This window comes from Actinoplanes sp. NPDC049668 (genome assembly GCF_044465445.1).
In the GTDB taxonomy this organism is placed as follows: Bacteria; Actinomycetota; Actinomycetes; order Mycobacteriales; family Micromonosporaceae; genus Actinoplanes.
The window spans coordinates 387,299-408,651 of record NZ_JBITLR010000009.1 but is presented as its reverse complement, the minus strand read 5'-3'; the positions used below and the strand labels follow the sequence as shown (position 1 = coordinate 408,651).

Sequence of the window (21,353 nt, the reverse complement as noted above, 5' to 3'; positions counted from 1 at the left end):
GTTACTCTCCGCTCCACCGCCATAGCCGGCCCGAAGCCGTCACATCATCCTTACCGTTCGTGTCCACTTTCGCCCCGGCTGCGGGCAGGCGGCAACCCCGTGGAAGCCCGAGGTTACGTGCGCGAGGGCAGATCCAGCAACTGCACCAACCTCGTTCCCCCACGACGCGTGACGAGCCAGCCACGCCCCGGCGGCAACGGTCCCGGACGGACGGTCCCGAGCAGCACACCTTCGTCCCGATCGCCGGACATGACGATTCCCGGGGTGCTCAATTCACGCAATCGCATCAGGATCGGTTCATACAACGCCCGGCTCGCGCCGCCTGTGCGACGCGCCACAATCAGGTGCAGGCCGATGTCACGGGCCTGGGGCAGGTATTCCAGCAACGGCGTCAACGGGTTGCCGCCACCGCCCGCGACCAGGTCGTAGTCGTCGACCAGGACGTACAGATCGGGGCCCTTCCACCAGCTGCGGGCGCGCAGTTCCTCGGGGGTGATCTGCTGTGGTGGCATCCGGTCGCGCATCACGCCGGCGACCTCGGCGATGATGCCCTCGGTGACCTGCTGCGAGGAACCATAACCGATCATGTGCGGGCTGGTGATGTCGCCGAGCAGGCTGCGCCGGTAGTCGACCATCACGATCCGCGCCTGGGTCAGGTCGTTGGTGTCCACGATGGTCTGCGCCAGGGATCGCAGGAACGTGCTCTTACCCGACTCGCCGTCGCCGAAGAGCAGGAAATGCGGGTCGGCGGCGAAGTCGAGCAGCACCGGCCCCAGGTCGACCTCGGCGATGCCGATCGGCACGCCGGGTTGTCCGGTGTCCGGCAGGCTGCCGTACGGCACGCTGGCGGGGAGCAGCCGGATCGGCGGGGCGCCCGGCCCCTGCCAGGCGTTCGCGAGGTCGCTGATCAGCTTCCGGGAGCCCTCGGGCAGCTGCTCCGGGTCCGAGATGCCGCCGGCGCGCGGAAGGGCGGCGAGGAACTGCATGCCGTCGGGGGTGATGCCACGGCCAGGGGCCTTCTCCGGCACGTTCATCGCGGCGCGGCGGTCCAGGGCCGAGTCGCTCGCGTCGGAGAGCCGCAGCTCCAGCCGGGTGCCGAAGGTGTCGCGCACGGCCGGGCGGACGTCCATCCAGCGGGCGGCGCTGGCCAGCAGGTGCACTCCGAACGACAGGCCGCGGTTGGCGATGTCGATGATCGTCGGTTCGAGGTCCTCGAAATCGGTCCGGATGCTCGCCCAGCCGTCGATCACCAGGAACACGTCGCCGAACGGGTCGTCCGCGTGCTGGCCCAGCCGGCGGGCCCGCCGGTACTCGGCCATCGATTCGACGCCGAGCGCGGCGAAGCGGCGTTCCCGCTGCACCATCAGCAGCTGCAGTTCGGCGATCGTGCGCCGGACCTGCCCCGCGTCGAGCCGGGTGGCGACGCCACCGACGTGCGGGAGCTCGCGCAGCGACGCCAGGGCGCCGCTGCCGAGGTCGAGGCAGTACACCTGGGCCTCGCGCGGGGTGTGCGTCAGGGCCAGCGACATCACGAACGTACGCAGGACGGTGCTCTTGCCGCTCTGCGGGCCGCCGACCACGATGGCGTGGCCGGCCGCGCCCGCGAGGTCCATCCACAGCACGTCGCGGCGCTGCTCGAACGGCTTGTCGACGATGCCGGCCGCCGCCTGCAGCTGGCCCTGCAGGGCGGGGTCGGCGACCGTGATGCCCCGCACCGGGTCGGCGGCGAGCGGCGGTAGCAGCTGGTCCAGGGTGGGCGCCTCGCTCAGCGGCGGCAGCCACACCTGGTGTGCCGGCTCGCCCCGGCCGGCGAGGCGGCCGACGAGGATGTCGAGCACGCTCTCGCCCTCGGCCGTCTCCGGCGCCTCGTCGGCGGGCTGCTGTGGCTCCCGCGGCAGGCGGGCGGGCACGTACGCGGTGGTGTACTCCTGCACCCGGTCCTCGGCGTCGCCGGCCGCGATCGCCGCGGCGGTCTTGCTGCGGTACGCCCCCGACACGTACGCGGCCTTGAAGCGCTGCAGGGGCTCGGTGCCGAAGCGCAGGTAACCGTGCCCGGGCGCCCGCGGCAGCTCGTAGGCGTCGGTGGCGCCCAGCACGACCCGGCTCTCCATCGCCGAGAAGGTCCGCAGGCCGATCCGGTAGGACAGGTGGGTGTCCAGGCCGCGCAGCCGGCCCTCCTCGAGACGCTGCGAGGCCAGCAGCAGGTGCACGCCCAGCGATCGCCCGACTCGTCCGATCTGAACGAACATGTCGATGAAGTCCGGCTTAGCGGTCAGCAGCTCGGAGAACTCGTCACAGATGATCAGCAGGCTGGGCAGCGCCGCCAGCGGAGCGCCGGACGCGCGCGCCTTCTCGTAGTCACGCTGGGAGGCGTAGTTGCCGGCCGAACGCAACAGTTCCTGCCGGCGCACCAGTTCGCCGTTGATCGAATCATTCATCCGGTCGACCAGGGGCAGCTCGTCGGAGAGGTTCGTGATCACCGCGCTGGTGTGCGGCAACCGGTCCAGCCGGGTGAAGGTGGCGCCGCCCTTGAAGTCGACCAGGACGAAGTTCAGGCTCTCCGAGGAATGCGTCGCCGCGAGCGCGAGCACGAGCGTACGCAGCAACTCGCTCTTGCCGGAGCCGGTGGCGCCGATCAGCAGGCCGTGCGGGCCCATGCCGTCCTGCGCCGACTCCTTGAGGTCCAGCTCCAGCGGACTGCCGTCCTGCGCCACGCCCAGCGGCACCCGCAGCCGGTCCCGGTTCGGCCGGGGGGTCCAGGCCCGCGCCACGTCGAACTCGTACGGATCGCCGAGTTCCAGCAGATCGAGCAGGCCCTGGTCGGCGCCGAGCGGGCTCGCCGAGCCCCGCGACGCCACCGACAGCCGCAGCGGCGCGAGCTGCATGGCCAGCGTCTCCATCTCGGCCGTGCCGCAATTGTCGGCCCGCCCGATCGCGGCCCGCCCGTCGAACGTGGTGCTGTGCATCGTCGCGTCCGCCGACACCTCCAGGACCAGCCGGGCCCGGTCCAGGATCCGCGGCGGCGGGTTGGACAGGTCGATGATCGTCACGCCCTCGACACCGCCGTCGGTCATCAGGTGGTCCGACCCGGCCGTGTCGCCGCCGTCGATGACGACCACCACGTGCGGGCCCTCCACCTGCTGGTCGCTGCCGGACGGATTGAACCGGGGCCGGCTGCCGAGCACGTCCTCGAGCATCGCGTCCAGGCCCGCCACGCTCGGCGCCACCAGGCGCAGCGCGCCCAGCGCGTCCGTCCGCACCGGATGCAGCGCGTGGGGCAGCCACTTGGTCCACTCCCACGCGGCCCGGCGCTCCGCCGACGCGGCCACCGCCACCAGCACGTCGTCCGGTGCGTGGAACGCCGTCACCTGGGCCAGCAGCGCGCGTACCAGCGCCCGTGCGGCCGCGTCGTCGCCGCGCACGTGCACCCGGGCGAAGCCGTTCAAGGCCATGGTCACGGGCAGATCGGGCACCTGCGCGTACGTGGTGACGAAGCGACGCAGCGCGAGCGCGCACATCGGCTCCATCTTCTCCAGCGACGCGGACGCCGGCGGAACCAGCGGCGTGGCCAGATCCTGCGGCCCCAGCCCGATGCGGACGGTGGCGAAGTCGGCGTCGCCGCGACGGCGCTCCCAGAGCCGCGGCCCCACCGGCAGCGACCACAACGCGTTCGGATCGGGGTGCCGGTACAGTGCCGCCTCACGCTGCATCTGCACCGTCTTGAGCACCTTCTTGCGCTGCTTGGACAGGTGCTGCATGTACTCCCGTCGCTGCTGCAGCAGCTCCTGCTTGCTCGGCCCGCCGCCCTGTCCGAACTGCGACGCGAGCATGCCGACCGCGGAGAGACCGAACAGGCCGCCGGTCACGTAGCCGAGCGTGCTGCCGCGCTGACCGGCGAACATCAGGGCCATCGCCATCGAGCCGCCCAGCATCGGCAGCATCATCATCATCTGGCCCCAGCCCCGGCCGGACGGCGGCGGCACCTCGGGCGGGGCGTCGAGCAGCAGCTCACCGGACGGGTACTGAGGCTCCGGTTGCCGAGCCGGACGCCGTACGACCACCGTGCCCACGCTGGAGACCTCCCCGTTACCTGCGGTCCCATCACCTCGGGCACCACGACCAGGGCACATGGTAGGTAACCTTCACCCGTCATGGACACCCCGCGGGCCTCACAGCCCGCCCTGGGCTAGGGAGCGACGTGGTCACCCAGGCAGGAACCGGACTTGCGCGCCTCGCGCTGATGGCGCCCAAGCGCAGGATCGACATCGCCCTGCCCGAGCATCTGCCGCTGGTCGGGCTGCTGCCCGCCGTGCTGCGCCAGTCGGACGAGGAACCGACGGACGGTGCCGCGCACGGCGGCTGGGCGCTGCGCCGCGGCGACGGCACGCTGCTCGACCTCTCCGGCACACTCGCCGCTCAGCACGTCCGCGACGGCGAGATGCTGCACCTCGTGCCGCGCCGGGCGGACTGGCCGGAGCTGTCCTATGACGACCTCACCGAGGCGGTCGCGGCCGGGGCCCGGCTGCGCGGCCGCGCCTGGACTCCCGGAGCCACCCGGCTCACCGGCCTCGTCGTCGCCGGCGTGCTGCTCGCCCTGGGCCTGTTCGCCCTGGTCACCGCCGACCGGCTCGGCTGGCTCGGCGGCGCGGCCGCGCTCGGCATCGCGGTGGTCCTGCTCGGCGGCGGGATCCTGCTCTCCCGCGCGGTCGGTGACTCCGTGGCCGGTGCGGTCGTGGCCGGGCTGGCCCTGCCGTACGCGCTGGCCGGCGGCGCCCTGATCATCGCGGGCGGCGAATCGTTCCATGACTTCGGAGCCCCGCACCTGCTGCTCGGCTCGGCCACGCTGCTGATCACCGCAGTCCTCGGCATCCTCGGCGTCGGCGACGGCGGCCGGGTCTTCGTCGCCGCGATCTTCGTGGGAGTGCTGGGTATCGTCGCGGGCGGGCTGGCCTACGGCCCGATGGACGCCGCGGAGTCCGCCGCCGTCGTGGTGACCCTCGCCGTCCTGCTGCTGCCCGCCATGCCGGCGCTGGCCGTACGCCTGGGCAAGGTGCCGATGCCGGTGCTGCCCCGCACCGCCGCGGACCTGGTCCGCGACGATCCGCAGCCCAGCCGCGAGCGCGTCTACCAGGCCACCGCCCGCGCCGACGAGGTGTTCACCGGCATGATCTTCGGCGCGGCGGTGGCGACCATCGCCGGCCTGGTCGCGCTCACCGCGGCGGGCACGCTGTCGGCACTGCTGCTCAGCGGCATCGTGACGCTGGCCTGCCTGCTGCGCTCCCGGCTGGTCGTCACGGTCCGCCATCGGATCCCGCTGCTGCTGACCGGCCTGAGCGGCGTCGTCCTGGTGGCGCTGCTGGGCGTCGACGACCCGGTCGTCCGGGTGCTCGTCCTGCTGCCCGCCGTCGTGCTGGCCGCGGCGATCGCCATCGGCGCCGGGCGCACCTACAGCCGACGGCCGCCGTCGCCGCGCGTGGCCCGGCTCGGCGAGGTGGCGGACGTCGTGCTCCAGCTGTCGATCGTCCCCGTGGCGTGCAGCGTCCTCGGCCTCTACGCCTTCATGCGGGGCCTGGGCGGCTGAGCCGCCGGCCGGCCGGCCCGGTCACAGCGAGCCGGTGTCCGCGCTGGGCCACGGGCCGCCCCGCACGAGCGAGACCACCGCGGCGTCCAGGTCGGCGCCGATGAGAAATTCGTCACCCCAGTGCAGGAAGAACACCCTGCCGCGCTCGTCCATGGCGATGACGGCCGCGTCGTCCTCGCTGAAGCCCAGCGGGAACACGGCGAAGCCGTAGTCCTCGTCGAACCCCTCCGCCCGATCCGCGAAGAAGCCCACGGTCGTCGGGTAGAGGTGACTCGAGAACCCTCCGCCCAGCTTGCCGTCGCCGTCGAACTGGGGCAGGACGAGCCCGCCGAACTCGCACAGGGCCGCCCGCGCCGCCGCGAAGAACGGGAAGGCCTCGACCTTCTCGGCGTTCTCCCGAGCCCACGCGTCGACGGCCGCCGCGACGTCGCGGCCCGGGAACCAGCCGGCGTCGACGAGGACCCGGCCGACGTCCGCGGGGAAGCGGCTCTCGGCGGCGCGGGCGGCGGTGTACTGCTCGGCGATCGTCGGGGCGGGCAGCGGCGGCCAGCGGGTGATGTCGCCGGTCTCCCGGTCGACGACGATCTGCGGGCCGCCGGTGGATGCCGGTGGGCGTGTGGCGTCGGCCGGGGCGGGAGCGGCGGGCCAGGCGACCCAGCCGAGGTCGAATTCGTGCAGCCCGATCTCCGGCTGGTCGTCGCGGCCCTCGCAGATCCAGGCGCGGGCGCGGTCCAGCGCCTCGTCTCGGGTGATCATCCGGTCGTCCTCCAGCGGGAGCTGCACGCCTCGGCGCCCGGGGGCGGGCGGCATGACGAGGCCTGGGTGCCTATCGTAGGCACCGCAGGCCGCGCGTACGTCGTCGCAGCCGCGCTCCAGGGGAGGTGGATGTGCCGTCGCGGCGCGATCAGGTGCAGTCGTACCAGTTCTTCGTACAGCGGTTGACGTCGGCGCTCGTGGCGCGTGAGCCCGATCCCGAGGCTGCGCCGTTCCGGCGCCTCGGCGGCGCCGGGCTGGGCGGCATCATGGTCGCGGTGCTCTGCCTGGCCGCGGTGGGGATCTTCGGCCTGATCCGGCCGGGCGGGTCGACCAGCTGGAAAGAGGGCGATTCGGTCATCGTCGAGAAGGAGACCGGCGCCCGGTACGTGTACCGCGACGGCCGCCTGCACCCGGTGGCGAACTACGCGTCCGCGCTGCTCGCCCTCGGCGCCGCGAAGACCGTGCAGGTGTCGCGGAACTCGCTGACCGGCACGGCGCGCGGGTCGCTGATCGGCATTCCCGGCGCTCCGGACTCCCTGCCGGACCCGAAGCGGATGCTCGACGGCACGTGGACGCTCTGCTCCCAGCCGACCCGCGATTCCGCCGGGGAGACGGTGGCGACGACGGTGCTGACCCTCGGGCGCCGGGTCGGCGGCGGCCGCGAGGCCGGGGACGCCGCGCTGCTCGTCCGCGACGACACCACCGACGTCCTCTACCTCGTCTGGCACGACCACCGCCACGAGATCAAGGACGAACGGACCGTGCTGCAGGGCATGGCCATGACCTCCGAGCCGGTGGTCGCCGCGGGAGGCGCGTGGCTGAACGCGCTGCCGGCCGGTGAGTCCATCGGCGGCCGCGGAGTCGACGACCGCGGCCAGCCGTCCTCCGCGGTGCCGGACGGCGTCGTCGGCCGTGTCTACGTGGTGCAGAGCCAGTCCGGTGACAAGGAGTACTACCTGGCCAAGTCCGACGTCCTGGTGCCGCTGACCGAGCTGCAGGCCGGCGTCCTGCTGGCCGACACGGCGACGCGCGACGCGTACGGGGGCGAGAATCCACGCGCCGAGGAACTCGCGGCGGACACCGCCGCCAACGCGCCGAAGGCGAATGCCGCCTCCGACAGCCCGTACCGCGCGCCCCAGCGGCGCCCGGAGGTCGCGCGGCTGGCCGGCGACCAGCCGGCCGTGTGCGCGGAGTACACCCCCGGTCGGGAGGAGCCACGGGTGGTCCTGGACGCCCAGGTGCAGCCGCTCGCCGATCCCGTGCGTACCGCCGGGCGTACCGGGGACGGGGTTCCGCTGGCCGACCGGATCGTGGTCGAGCCGGGATACGGCGTCCTCGTCGCGGCCATGCCCTCACCGGAGGCCCCGGCCGGGACGCTGAACCTGGTGACGGATCTCGGCTACCGCTATCCGCTGGCCTCGAACGACGTACCGGCGATGCTCGGATACGGTCGGGTGAAGCCGGTCCGGCTGCCCGCCAGCCTGGTCGTACGTCTGCCGAGTGGCCCGGCTCTCGATCCCGAGGCGGCGAAACGTCCATTTAGTAAGGATTGAGGAATTTAGCGGTGTAGCGCTGGCTGGGCGACACCCGCTACCGTTTTGCACGACGGGTGGCTTACCCAGGCCATCGGAGCTGCCCCGGAGGTCCCGGGGCGATTCAGCGAGAACGGGGGTGACCGCCATGTCGCAGATGCAGTCCAATACCGACTTGATGCACAAGACCGCGCAGGACGTCGAGGGCGTCGCGGATCGACTGACCAGCAACCTCAACGGGCTCATGAATGAGCTGGCGCCGCTGCAGGACGCCTGGAAGGGTGCCGGTGCCGGTTCCTTCCAGCAGGTCCGGCAGCGGTTCGACGAGGACATGGCCAAGCTGAACGTGGCCCTGCGGGCGGTCGCCGAGGCGGTCGGCTCGGCCGGTAAGGACTACGACGTGAGCGACGAGGAGATCCGCTCCGACATGGAGTCCGCCGGCGCGACCGCCGGTCAGATCACCGCGGCACTGAAGCTCTGACGGGGGGACGGACATGGAGATCAAGTACAACTTCCCGCAACTGAGCATGGGCGCGGACAAATGTGGCAGCGCGGTTAAGAACATGACCGCGGAGCTGGACACCCTCACGCAGGGCCTCCAGCCGATGCTGTCGTCCTGGGATGGTGACGCGCGCACCGCCTACTTCCAGCGGCAGAAGGAGTGGGACGCGGCGGCCGGTGACATCCGTGACCTGCTCACCCGCATCGAGAAGGCGCTCCGCGAGTCTGCGATCAAGATGCAGGCCCGCGAGTCCGCCAACAAGGCGAAGTTCGACTAGCACACCGACATACGAAGGCTCGGCGCGTCCGGTACGCGCCGAGCCTTCGTCGTCTCCGCCGCTTCGGGAGCCGGATCAGCCCGTGGGCGCCGAGGGAACCCGGAAGAAGACCTCTTCCGGGTCCGGTTCGCCGCACTCCGGGTGCGGCTCGGGGCTCGGGGCGGTGCGGGTCGGCCGCCAACGGCGCCTGCGGCCGTACGGTGCCAGCAGCGCGACGGCCGCCACCACCCCAGCCGCCGCCACCAGGCCCAGCGCCACCCACCAGCCGATGTGGCCCATCGTCGCCCAGCGGTCCGTTCGGGCGGCTCGCACCGGGTCGTAGGGCGCCGCGGGCAGCGCCTCCCGCGTCCGTGCCGGGGCGTCGGTGAGCCGTTCCGTGACCGCCCGGTACGGGTTCACGACCCCCCGCCCGTAGCCCTGCGCGGCGCTGCCACGAGCCGGGTCCGCCGTGGCCAGCAACCGCTGGGCCACCTGCTCGGCGCTCAGGCGGGGCTCGGCGGCCCGGATCAGGGCCGCGGTGGCGCTGACCATCGGCGTGGCGAAGCTCGTGCCGGACCAGGTGCTGTGTCCGCGTACCCGGGTCGCGGCCACCACCGCGCCACCCGGCGCCACGATGTCCACATACGGCCCGATCTGTGACAGGTCGACGCGGGCACCGGTCTGGTCGATCGCGCCGACGCCGATCACGCCGTCATACGCCGCCGGATACGGCACCGGGTCCGGCTGCCCGCCGCTCTGATGCAGGTTGCCCGCCGCGGCCACCAGGACCACGTCCTTGTCCAGCGCGTATGTCACCGCGGACTCGACGGCCGGGTCGTTCTGATAGAGCGTCACCGACAGGTTCACGACCCTGGCGCCCTCGTCCACCGCCGTGCGGATGGCCTGGGCGAACCGCTCCGCCGGGACGGCGGGGCCCTGCCCCTTGCCCTGGTCCACCTCGCGCTCGGTCACCCGGATCGGCAGGATCTCCGCGTCCGGTGCGAGACCGGCGAAACCCACGCCCTGCTGCCGGCGCGCGGCGATGATGCTGGCGACCGCAGTGCCGTGCGACACACAGTCGACGTTGCCGCCCGCGCCGCCGCTCAACATGTCGAACCCCTGCTGCACCCGGCCGCTGAGCTGAGGGTGGGATGCGTCGGTGCCGGAGTCGACGACCGCGACCTCGACCCCGGCCCCGGTGCTGAACGGCCAGACCCGTTCCGGTGCCAGCCATTGCTGCTGCCACGGAGTCTGCGCGATGACCTGACCCGGCTCGGCGGGGTTCTCGCAGGCCGCCGGGGCGTACCGATGGGCCTGTCGTGGTCCGGCCGCGGCCGGAGCCGCGCCGCCGAGGCCCAGAACGACGGTGGCAGCGACCGCCGTGGCGCTGCGCAGAACGATTCCCATCCGCGCCCCACCTCCCCGTCATCGCCGGCGCCTGAGGCATCGTAGCCGGGTTCGCGGGCACCGGAATTCGCCGGCATTAAGTATGGTCGAGCCGTCACGCCGTTGGATACGCCGCCGCGTGCGCGGCGGTGAGACGCGACACGGGGAGGGACGTCATGGATCTGCCGGCCATGCGGGCGCACGCCGATGAGCTGATGGCGCAGTTCGAGCGGATGCGCTCGGGCGTCGGTGACCTCCAGCAGAAGGTCAAGGCCGTCCAGGTGTCCGTCACGTCCGATGACGGCCTGGTCACGGCAGTCGTCGGACCGCGCGGACAGGTCATCAAAGTCGATTTCGACCCGCGCATCTATCGCCGCCCCAACTCAAAGGAACTCTCCGCGACGGTCACCGATACGATCCGTAAGGCGACCGAGAAGGCGATGTCTCAAGTGGAGGAGCTCATGCGGCCCTTCATGCCGAACGCCGAGTTCCAGGCATACATCGACCACGATCTTGACGGTATCTTTCGACAGCTGGACAGCGATCTCCCGAAGGGTGACGAACGATGAGTGGCGTCGACGACACGTTCCTGGACCCCGCGAAGGCGGCCGGCGGTGCGGTGCAGCTCACCCACGCGGGCGAGGCCCTGTCCAGCAACTTCAACCGCCTCGCCGGGGTCATCGAAGGACTGAACGGCCAGCAGCCCTGGGGCAACGACGATCCGGGTAAGCAGTTCAACAAGCAGTACCTGGAGGGCGGCGACGAAGCGCCGGCCAAGGTGATGCTGGACGCGGGCAAGCAGGTGGTCGAGCGGGTGAGCCAGCTCGGGCCGGACGTCCGCGAGGCCATCGAGGGCACCGTGGAGATGGACGACCTGGTCGCCAAGTGGTTCGGCGGCGACAAGTAACCGTCGGCGAAATCTGACGGCACGGGGCAAAGGGGAAACACGGCTTGGCGGTTCCCAATCCGAAGAGCTCACTCGGCGAGTACGGGTGGGTCTGGGATGCCGTCTGCTGGGTCAGTGCTGGCGAGGCGTGGCCCGACGGCGACGAAGACAAGATGCGCGAGCTCGCCGACGCGTGGACCCAGCTCGCCGACTCCATCGGCAAGTCGCTCGGCAGTGCCGACCCGGCCGTGATGAAGATCCTCGAGGGCTGGGGCGGCGCCGCCGGCGAGGCGTTCAACACGTTGTGGGGCCACCTCGGCGTCGGCCCCAGCACCGGCCTGCCCGTCCTGCAGGAGGCCGCGTCCGCGATCGGCGCCAGCTGCGACAGCGCCGCCATGGAGATCGAGTACGCGAAGCTCACCGTACTGATCTCGGTCATCATCACCGTCATCGCGGTCTTCGTCGCCCTGCTCATGGCGTGGCTCGGCGGCGTCTCCGCGGGCGCCATCCCCGGCATCCTGGCCGCCGGGCGCCAGGCCGTCACCATCGCCTTCAATCGCCTGCTGGCGGCGCTCGGGCGCAAGATTCTGGTCAAGACCGCCATGACCGCGCTTCGTAAGGGCGCCCAGAAGGTCGTCACGAACCAGCTCAAGCGGGAAGCGCTCAAGAAGTTCGGGAAGCACCTCGCGAAGGAGCTGGTCGAAGAGATCGGCGAAGAGCTGATCATCGACGTCGGCGCTCAGGCGTACCAGAACGCCACGGGCACCCGCGACGGCTGGGACGTGAAGCGTACGGTGACCGCCGGCGTCGGCGGTGCGATCGGCGCCGGTCTCGGCAGTGGCTTGAACTTCGCCGGCAAGAAGCTCGGTCCCAGGATGCCGGTCAGGTTCAGCCCACCCTCGACCAACTTCCGCGGTGGCGGTGTGGTCCGCTGGGGTGGTAGCACGATCGCCTCGGGCGGGCAGAACGCCGTGATCTCACCCGCGGCCAGTGTGCTCGCCAACGGCCTCGTAAACGGCCAGTGGCAGATGCCGGGCGCCGACGCCTTCCTGGGTGGGTTCACCAGTGGCGCCGGCCGATCCGGTATGACCGGCGCGGCGGGCATCGCGGGCACCGGTCTGGCCGATCTCCAGAATCGGATCGGCGGCGACGGCGGCCAAGCAGCGGGGTCCGGCGGCACCGGCACCGGCACCGGCACCGGCAGCGTCGAAGTCGGCGCTGGGGGCAACAACGCGGTCAACGGCGGTAGCCCCGACCTCGGTGATCTCGGCTCGGGCGCGTCTTCCGAATCGGGTACCGCAGGCGGCTCCTCCGGCTCCCCCGACTCCAGCACTTCCACCAGCTCCACCGACTCCAGCACTTCCACCAGCTCCACCGACTCCAGCACCTCCACCAGCTCCCCCGACTCCAGCACCTCCACCAGCTCCACCGACTCCAGCACCTCCACCAGCTCCCCCGACTCCAGCACTTCCTCCGGTTCGCCCGACTCCAGCAGCGATGCCGGAACCGGTTCGACTGCTGGGTCCGGATCGCCTGAAGGCTCCGGGGCTCAGGAGGGCGCGGGCGCCGGGGCGCCCGTTTCGGTGCCCGACGCGGGCAGTCCGGCGGCAGTCGAACCGCCCTCCTCCACCTCCGACGGCCCGGCGGCCGTCGATGCCGGTGACAGCGGCGGGCCTGCACCCGGCTCGCAGCCCGGTTCCGGTTCCTCAGGTGCACCGGATTCCTCAGTGGACTCCGGTCCGTCCGAGACCGACGGGTCGACCGCGGCGGCGCCGGACAGTTCGCATTCCTCGGCAGGTTCGCCGTCCGTCGAGTCACCCGGCGCCGGTGTGTCGGCCGGTGAGGCATCCGATGTCGGGTCGGCCTCGGGCATCGCCGACGGCCCCACCTCGGCTCCTGCGACTTCAGACGGCGCCGACGCCGCTCCGACCCCGGCCGTGGTTCCCGCGGGGATGGCCGGCGCGGCACCGGGCGCCGGTCCCATCGCCGGCACCCCGGGCACGGTGACCGGGCCCGCGGGCACGGTGACGGGCACCACCGGCCTCGCGGGCGCGAGCTCCGGGGTCACCTCCACGGCCACCGGGTCCGGGACCAACGTGACCGGAACCGCATCCACGACCACCGGCGCGACGGCGACCACCAGCCCGAACACGGGCACGAGCGGCACCGGAACCTCCAATCCGGCTACGAACGCCACGGGTAGCGGCCGGAATACCCCCACTCCCCCGATCACCCCCGGCAGCACGTCCGACAACTCAAGGTCCACACCCGCCACCGGCTCCGTCTCTGTCGCGCCCGCCACCGATCCGGGCAATATGGACGGCGACAGGGTTGGCACCAGCGACCGCGGTGTCGCGAACCCCGGCACCACGTCTGACGCACCGACCGGCGACCGTGACGCCACACAGGGCGTACCGGTCGGTGCGGGCCCGATCGCAACCACGCCGGACACCTCCGCGCCCGACCATCGCGGCACAGACCCGAACAGCACGCCGGACCACCGCGTCCCGGACAGCAACACCACCTCAGACCAGCAAGGAAACGGCGACCAGGCACCGGGGCGCTCCGACCCTCTCGCGGCACCCGACACGAACGCCGCACCGGAATCCGACGCGAGGTCCGATACAGACTCGAGGGCCGACACGGACGCGAGCCGCGACACCGATCACTCCAGATCGGACACTGACGGCCTCGTCGTACCCGTACCCGTGCTATCCGGGGGCACCCACACGCACGGACCAGGAGGCGCCGACCCCAGCACCTTCCGGCGTTCGACCGGCCGGACCGCCAACGGCACGCACAGCTGGCAACTCGACTCGACCACGACCGCCGCCGACCCGACCAGTCCCGAAGCGGAGCAGGCGCTGATCGACGCGTCTCGGACGCTGGCGGAGCGCGCCCGCGTCGAGGTGAGCCGACAGAACATCCCGCCGCGGCAACGGCCCGGCATGGCGGGTGCGCTGCTGACGTCGGACGGCGAGATCCACATCCACAGCAGCATGATCCCGAACCGGAGCAGAACCCCGCACACGAATCCGGCGGTGCACCCGCTGGCGCAGGCCGCCCTCGACCGGGTCCTGCAGCGGGTTTCCCGGCCCGGCGCCGGCCACGGCCGATGTGCGGAGGTGGCGCTCGTCTCCGATCAGCTTTATGCCATCGAGAACCAGTGGAACGCCGCCGGACGGCCGGGAGACCTCGCGGACTATGCGGCCGCCCAGCTTGAAGGCTCCAGAATCGTCACCCACCAGCTCGGGTCCAACTTCAGCGAGGGCCAGACCTACAACGACGGCGACTACCGGCCGCCGTGCCGAAGCTGCACCGAATTCCTGCCCGAGTTCGGCGTCGAACCCGTCGTCGATGACGGACGTCAGCCGGGCCAGTGGACCCCGCCGACGGAAACCGGTGCCCTGGCCAACGGGCAGCCGCTCGCCGACACCCGGCCCACCGGGCCGCAGGGCCTGATCCCGCCCACCGACGCCGACCAGCAGGCACTCGACAACGCGGTGCCGCGCGACGCCAACGGCCGGCCCGCCGTCCACCCGGACCCACGGTCCGGGTGGTGGGCTCGCCTGATCAACGACGGCGGCCCCACAAACCCCGGCCGCAACAGCAACTGCCCGGACGTCGGCCTGGCGGTGCTCTCCACCTGGTACGGCGACCCACAGGTTGCGGGCGCCGTGGCGCAGCAGAACGGGCTGGAGGCCGACAGCACCGCCCGCCAGGAGCAATGGCTGGGCACCAGCTTCGACTACCGCGGCCAGGGCACGAGCGGGCTCGACGCGGTGGCCGCCCAACTGCTCCAGGCCGGACCGGGCTCGGCCGCCCTGATCATCTCCAGCTGGAACAACGGCGGCCCGGCACACACCTGGAACGCGGTGAACGTCGACGGCACGGTGGTGTGGATCGACGGCCAGACCCGCCAGGTCAGTGACACCGGCCCGATCTACACGACCGAGGTCGACAACACCTGGTCGATCACGCTGGACGCGGACGGCAACCCGTTCACCCCCGGCTCGGTGGCCCCGGCCGTCCCGACCACCAGCACCGCCCCCGCCGACAACGACCAGGATCCGGCGGTGATGGAGGATGACGATGGAACCTCTGCACCTCTCATACATCCTCCTGTACGAGATGGGGGACCTGGACGAGGAGCCGATCCCACCGACAGAGGCGCCCCGGAACCTGGTCGCGGCCGCGATCACGAGAGGACCGACGCCAGCGGTCCTCTGGGATCACGCGAAGCAGACGTGGACTCTCGAGACGACCGTGGTGGCGGGCATGTACGCGAACCCGGAGCGCTACCGGAGCCGGCTGGTCGACCGGACGACGGCGGAGAACGAGACGCCGCGGTTCGCGACGAAGCCCCTGCCGAGCGAGGCCGAGCTGACGGAGATCTGCCGCACGGCGATAACGAGCTGAATAGCCCGGAAGACCACGAGTCACAGGGCGATCCTTCTCCGAGCGATCCGGTCGGCTCCGAATCGAGTTCCCCGGCCTACGACCCGGCGAACGACACGGGCCCGTATTTCGACTCGCTGGACGCCGATGTCCAGCAGGACGTGCGCGACGGCATCGAAGCCGCCAAGAGGGACGCCAACCGGGTCCTCGAGAAGCTCACCGAGATCGCGGCCCAGGTAAACGGTGATCATTCTCTGACCGGCCCGGACGTGCTGACTCCCGTCGGTGAGGACAATCGGGTCAAAGGCGCCGAGTCGATCGCCCGGAAGTACACGGCGGAGCATCGGCCGCTCGGCCAGGACATGAAAACGGCGCTGAGCAGGATGAACGACGTGGTCCGGTTCTCGCTGCGGGCGCCCGAGTCCGAGGCATACGGCCCCGCGGTGGAGCAGGTTCTCAGAAGCCTCGCGGACAGCGGCTACCAGGTCGGCAAGCTGAAGAACTTCTGGCGGCCGGGAAACCGTTTCTACGGTCTGAACTGCACGATCACGTCTCCCCCGACGCCCGAGTCGCCCCAGGGCCGAACCTTCGAGTTGCAGTTCCCGACGGCGACCAGCAAGGCCATCGGCAACCTGACGCACACGGCCTACGAAGTCGCGCGCGATCGGGATACCGACCCCGGCGCGCGGATCCACGCCTTCCTCGACATTCTTGCGATCAACCGGAATCTCGGCGCGATGGACCACATGCCCGGAGGCATGGAAGGCCGGGACATCTACCCCGAGGCCAAGAACAAGAGCCTCGCCAATTGGCTCGGCGAGGAAGAAAACACCGAGCTCGTCGAGGAGTACTCGAACTGGCTGGAGCGGCACGGGAGTACGTTCTCGGAGGAGCTCGCGCGGCGCGGCCTTGATTCAGCCGATGTGCCGGGCCTGGACCCGGCGACACTGGAGAGCGGAAATGGACCTGCTGAAGTTCGGGTACCACCTGGTGTACGAGCCGGGGGACCAGGAGGAGAACCCGATCCAACCGTCAGAGGCCCCGCTGAATCTGATAGCGAGGGGGGTTTCAGTGGGCCCGCTGCCGGCGGTGGCATGGGACTATCCGACCCGGGATTGGACCTTCCAGCCGGAGGCCGCGATAGCGATGCTTCACCTGAAGTCGGACGAGCATCGGACCCGGCGGGTAGATCGGAAGACGGCGGAGACAGAAGCGCTGAGGTTCGCGACGAAGCCGTTGCCGAGCGAACTGGAACTGACGGAGATCTGCCGCGCGGCAACGACAACCTGACCCAGGCGGACACCCACACCGAGGCGGACGGCGACACCGGCCTGGACCAGGACAGACAGGTCCCGCGTGACAGTGGTGCCGCCGACCTGCCTCCGCTGGAGGGCACCCGGCAGTACGGGCCCGATCAGCTCGCACCGCTCGAGGACCCCGGATACCAGGAGGACCTCGAGCTGAGTCTCGAGACCCCCGACGGCTACCAGGTCGGCGCCGACCCTTCGCAGCACCCGTACGGTGGGCTGGTCAACGACGGTGGGCCGGACCGGCCCGGGCGGGCCAACAACTGCCTGGACTGTGCGCTCGCCGCGCTGGCCAGCTTCAGGGGCGATCCCCAGGTCTCGATGCCTCGCTGGGCCGACGTCAACCCCGACGGCACCCTCGACCTCGCCGGTGAGCTCGACGGTATCGAGCGGGCGGAGGCGTGGCTCGGCGCCGAGTTCGCGCCGCTGCCCGGCGACATGCCCGGTGACCCGGCCGCCCGCTCGGCCCGGGTCCACGAGCAGTACCAGGCGTTGTACGACGCGATCGCGGCGGCCGGTCCCGGTTCTGCCGCGCTCGTGGTAATCGCATGGCAGAGTTTCGACCCGGCGACCGGGCATCCCGAGGTGGATGGCGACGGCAATGCCGTGGAGGGCGACCAGCACGCGTTCGTGCTGGTCTATCCCACCGACAGTGACCGGCCGGTCTGGTGGGATCCGCAGGACGGGAGCACGTGGGCGCAGCCGATTCCGGAGTACGCGGCGGACACCCACTCGTTCTGGTCCCTGACCGTGCCGGAGGGAGGATCGACCCATGACGGAGGAACAGGCGCTGGCCCTCATCACCCGGCTGCTGGGCACCCGGCATCCGGTGACGCTGCAACCGTTCGAGTTCGGCTGGCTGGCACATCCGACGCTGTCGGCGGAGGAACGGTCCCGGAGCAGAGGGCTGGGGCAGGGGAGCTTCATCATCGACCAGGACGGGACGGTGACCGCCCATCCCAGCCTGTCGACCCGGATCCTGATCCGGCGGTACACGCAGGCACGCCGGGAGGGCCGGATCACCGGCCGCCAGGTGTGGCCGGAGGTGGACCAACCGACCTGACGGGCGGCGCGGACCCCGGTGGCGGGCCGGATCTGCGGCGCGCCGCCGCCGGGACGACCTTCGGCGGGGCGTTGCTCGACGCGGATCCGGCACGGACCGCCGCCGCCGTCGACCGGGCGTTGAGCGACGGACTGCTGCCCGCCGGCGCGACCGTCGATCCGGACGCCCGGGTCGTCACGATCACCACGCCGAACGGGTCCTACCGGGTCGAGCTGGAGCTGGCCTCGGCCCCGGACGGGGCCACCGTCGCGCCGGTCGCCACGGTGCACGCCGGTCCGGACAGTGCGACGGTGCGGGTCTCGACCTCCGCCGACCCCGATCACGTACGCCGGGCGGTCGCCGCCGCGCTCGCCGAGGCCGACTTCGTCGCCCAGCAGCGCGCCGTCGAGGTGCGGCTCGACGCGACGTCCGCGCTCGCGGAGGGGTCGCGGGAGCGGGCCGTCACCGCGCGCGACGCCGGCCGGCTCGCCGAGCTGCAGGTCGTCGCCGCCGACCTGCAGGACGCGGCCGACCCCGGGCGCCGGGCGCAGCTCGAGGCCGACGCGGTCGGCCTCCTGGTCTCGGCGGGCCTGCTGGAGCAGGCGCCGGCCCATCACGTACACGGGTTGAACGACAACGTGCCCCAGGTCGGGCCGGAGGCCGCGCTGGCGCGCCTCGACCTGATCCGCGGACACCTCGACGCGGCACAGTTCGCGGCGGTGACCGACGTGATGGCCGGCGTCGCGGCGGCCGACGGCCTGGCCGCGGCCGTCCGGGCCGCCCAGTCGGAGGTACGGGCGGAGGCGCGTGCCTGGGCCCGCGAGGCGACGAACCTGCGCAACGAGGCGGACCTGGCCCTGACCGCCCACGTGGATGCCGCGCTGGACGCCGACCCCGGGCACGTGTTCGACCGGCTGGCGATCGGCGGGGGCTGGGCGGCGACCGCCGACTTCGTCACCATGGGCGCCCCGGGCCACACCGCTTCCGGCGGGCTGCCGCCGGTGCTCTGCCTGTCACAGGGGCACGACCCGTGGGGTGACCGCCAGGACCTGCTGATGGGCCAGGTGCCCGCCGAGCTCGAACTGCCCGGAATGCCGTTCCAGCCGGCCGACCTCGCCGACGTCGGCACCCAGTTCGCGCCGTCGGACGTGTTCGCGGCGGCCGTCGGTGCCGCGCGAGCACTCTCCGGCATGCCCACCTACCAGGGCCTCGCCACCGATGTCGAGGCCCGGCCGGAGACCGACGCCGCGGGCTGGCCCGACGGCGCCCGCTACCGGGTCACCGTCGACGGCCGCAGCTTCTGGGCCGGCTCAGTCGACATCGCCAGCGGCCTGGGCACACCGCGGGTACCCACACAGATCAACCCCGCGGGCCGGTACGTGGATCCGGGCTCGGGGTACAGCGTGGACCACAGCGGGACCGTGCCGGTCGTACGGGACGCTCTCGGTAACGCCGCCGACCCGGCCGGGTTGCCGGCGGAGGTTCGCGCGGTCCTGGGCGTCGACGTCGACGGCGCGATCGGCGCGCCGCTGATCGCGGACACCGATGGGCGGCTCACCGGCCAGCAGGTCGTCGATCCGGCCTCCGGGTATGCCGTGGACACGGCCACCCAGCAGGCCTACGACCCGGATGGCAACCCGGTCCCGGCGGGCTCGCTGCCCGCCGACATCGGTGCGCGGTTGGGTTTCGCCGCCGATGGTGTCTTCACCGACCCGCGTCCGGTGCACCCGACCGTGGACTTCGGCGGTCAGAACCTCGCCGACGCGTACCGTTCCGGTGATCATGTACTGGTCTTCGGGTCCGGGGCGTCCGGGGCGTGGGACATCGAGCAGGCGGTCGCCTCCGCGGCCGCGCAGGTCGCCTGGGCCTCCAGGCCCGCTCGGGTGGAGCGGGACCCGGCCCTCAGCCAGGCGGAGCACGACAGGCTGGTCTTCACCGAGAGTTTCGCCGGCGGCTACAACCGGCGGAACACCCTGCCTGAGGTAGGCGCGTACGACGTGCTGGATCAGGTGCAGCAGTCGCTGAACGAGTTGGCCTCGGTGCGGCATACCGTGGACGGGCGGTTCCTCGTCACGTTCACCGACGGCAGCCAGGCCCAGTTCGACCGGGTGGTCCTCTCCATCGGCCAGGACGCGAGCCTGCCGGGTGGCGTCGGCGTTCTCGTGCAGAGCCTCGGCCTCGTGCCGATCGTCGGGCCGGACCTCGACGACGGATCGACGGGCCTGACCGGTGACGTGCTCGGTATAGGTGACGGGGCCGGTTTGCGGGTGCTCGGCGCGGCAGCCGTCAACGTCATGGTGCTGGAGCGGCTCCGGGGCGATCGGCGAGATGTCGGCGTCGCGCTGCGTGAACAGGCGCAGGCCTTGCCGCAGGACTCCCGTGGCATCGCGCCCAGCATCCGGTTCCATGCCCAGCGCATCGCCGAAGCCAACCGTGCCGCAGGCCCTCCGGACCCGCAGCGCCCCGGCACCCCCGGCCGCGCCGCCGGTCCGGGGGGTTCAGACCGTGCCGAGGTACGGCGGCGTGGCCACGTCGAGCCATTTCGGGCGCATCCAGGGGAAGGGGCCGTACCGTTCGTTGAGCCGGACGCCGAACTCGGGAATGTAGGTGTCGACCGGTTCCTTGCCGGAGATGGCGTCAATCCCCTCCCCGTACGGGATGAAGGGGGTGTTCTGGGCGAAGCCCAGCCACTGGAGGTTGGGCAGGCTCGCCGGGGCGGCCTCGGCGAGGGCCTCAGCGCCGATCTGGCCGATGCCGCAGTTGCTGAGGTCCAGCCAACGCAACCCGCGCAGGTGCTCCGAGGCGACCAGAGCGCGCACGCCGTCACTGCCGATCCGGCAATCCAGCAGCGAGATGCTGACGAGCTGGTCGAGCAACGGACTGTCGGCGAGCGTCGCGACCAAGCTCGCGTCGACGTCCATCAGGAACGCGTGGCGGACCGGGACGCGTTCGTAGAGGATTCGCCCGTTCTCCAGGAAGGCGGCCCCACTGAGCGTCACCGTCTCAGGGAAGCCGCAAGCGAAGTGGAACCTGCGCACCAGGCCGGCGATCGGAGCGGCGAGCCGGTCGCCGATGCGCCGGGCGAGCCGGTATCCCCGGCCGTACACGGCGGAGATCTCCTCGGGCAGGTCCCCGGTCTCCATCCGCTCCACGCGGATGTGTTCACGGCGGGTGAAGTCGATCTGCACGCGGATCAGCTCGGCGTGGTCGGGGTCGGTGGCCTCGATGGCGTCGGCGTAGGCCAGCCGCAGGTCGAGGTCGTTGGGAGCGGCCAGGATGGCGGCGTACAGGTCGGCGGGGTCGGTCATGACGCGAGCGTAACCACGGCCGGCCCGGACGGCCGAATCACCGCCGCCGCCGTGCCGGGCTCGGCCTTCCACGGCCACGGCAGGCCCGTCGCGGAGCCCCAGGCCGTGCTCGCCGGCGCGCGGGCAGTGCTGCCGGCGCTGTCCCAGGTCGGCGGGGTCGCGTCGATCTCCGAGATCGACTACGCCCGGTACGAGGTGCGGCCGCACACCGGCGTCCCGCTGCGGATCAGTCTGCAGACCGGCCCGCTGACCGGCGACGTCGTGGCACAGACCGTCCGCGACGGCGACGGCGGCTACACGCTGACGGTCTCGGACCGGGCCGCCGACGCGACGATCGCCCGTGCCCTGGCGCACGAGATCGCCGAACTGGCCGCGGTGCACGCCGCCGCCGTGGTGCCG

The 21,353-nt window shown here is 71.8% G+C and carries 10 protein-coding genes and 1 pseudogene; 7 read left to right on the top strand and 4 right to left on the bottom strand.

Features of this window, described 5'->3' with window-relative positions; genetic code table 11:
• Positions 1 to 113: 113 nt before the first annotated feature.
• Entirely contained in the window at positions 114 to 4,070 is a 3,957-nt protein-coding gene (eccCa, locus tag ACIBSW_RS35300) for a type VII secretion protein EccCa (RefSeq protein ID WP_354720410.1), read from the bottom strand.
• A gap of 128 nt (positions 4,071 to 4,198) precedes the next feature.
• On the opposite strand from eccCa, the gene eccD reads away from it, so the two are divergent.
• On the top strand, positions 4,199 to 5,581 hold the full coding sequence (eccD, locus tag ACIBSW_RS35295) for a type VII secretion integral membrane protein EccD (RefSeq protein ID WP_354720408.1): 1,383 nt from the start codon (positions 4,199 to 4,201) through the stop codon (positions 5,579 to 5,581).
• Between the two features lie 21 nt (positions 5,582 to 5,602).
• Here the strand turns inward: eccD and ACIBSW_RS35290 are convergent, their stop codons facing one another.
• Entirely contained in the window at positions 5,603 to 6,364 is a 762-nt protein-coding gene (locus tag ACIBSW_RS35290; protein ID WP_404799551.1) for an SUKH-3 domain-containing protein, read from the bottom strand.
• Between the two features lie 104 nt (positions 6,365 to 6,468).
• Here ACIBSW_RS35290 and eccB point away from each other — a divergent pair, with 104 nt between their 5' ends.
• From eccB to ACIBSW_RS35275, 3 genes are all read left to right on the top strand, one after another.
• Positions 6,469 to 7,890 (top strand): type VII secretion protein EccB, encoded by a 1,422-nt coding sequence (gene eccB / locus ACIBSW_RS35285; RefSeq protein WP_354720404.1) that lies wholly within the window; start codon positions 6,469 to 6,471, stop codon positions 7,888 to 7,890.
• 136 nt (positions 7,891 to 8,026) lie between these two features.
• Positions 8,027 to 8,350, top strand: coding sequence for a WXG100 family type VII secretion target (locus tag ACIBSW_RS35280; protein ID WP_354720515.1), 324 nt, complete (start codon positions 8,027 to 8,029; stop codon positions 8,348 to 8,350).
• Between the two features lie 13 nt (positions 8,351 to 8,363).
• Positions 8,364 to 8,648: a WXG100 family type VII secretion target gene (locus ACIBSW_RS35275; protein ID WP_354720402.1), complete on the top strand. Its 285-nt coding sequence runs from the start codon at positions 8,364 to 8,366 to the stop codon at positions 8,646 to 8,648.
• 75 nt (positions 8,649 to 8,723) lie between these two features.
• On the opposite strand, the gene mycP is transcribed toward ACIBSW_RS35275, so the two are convergent.
• The gene (gene mycP, locus ACIBSW_RS35270) at positions 8,724 to 10,034 is read right to left on the bottom strand and encodes a type VII secretion-associated serine protease mycosin (protein WP_354720400.1); all 1,311 of its coding nucleotides are present in this window, start codon (positions 10,032 to 10,034) and stop codon (positions 8,724 to 8,726) included.
• A gap of 155 nt (positions 10,035 to 10,189) precedes the next feature.
• Between mycP and ACIBSW_RS35265 the strand changes: the two genes are divergently transcribed.
• The 3 genes and pseudogenes from ACIBSW_RS35265 to ACIBSW_RS35255 all read left to right on the top strand — a co-directional run.
• On the top strand, positions 10,190 to 10,582 hold the full coding sequence (locus tag ACIBSW_RS35265; RefSeq protein ID WP_354720398.1) for a YbaB/EbfC family nucleoid-associated protein: 393 nt from the start codon (positions 10,190 to 10,192) through the stop codon (positions 10,580 to 10,582).
• Positions 10,579 to 10,920, top strand: coding sequence for a hypothetical protein (locus ACIBSW_RS35260; RefSeq protein ID WP_354720397.1), 342 nt, complete (start codon positions 10,579 to 10,581; stop codon positions 10,918 to 10,920). The genes ACIBSW_RS35265 and ACIBSW_RS35260 overlap by 4 nt, the downstream gene beginning before the upstream one ends.
• 152 nt (positions 10,921 to 11,072) lie before the next feature.
• Positions 11,073 to 17,279: pseudogene (locus ACIBSW_RS35255) on the top strand (toxin glutamine deamidase domain-containing protein); the annotation flags it as partial.
• A gap of 2,865 nt (positions 17,280 to 20,144) precedes the next feature.
• Here the strand turns inward: ACIBSW_RS35255 and ACIBSW_RS35250 are convergent.
• A complete protein-coding gene (locus ACIBSW_RS35250; protein ID WP_354720513.1) occupies positions 20,145 to 20,954 on the bottom strand; it encodes a TIGR02996 domain-containing protein in 810 nt (269 codons plus the stop codon).
• Positions 20,955 to 21,353 lie beyond the last annotated feature (399 nt).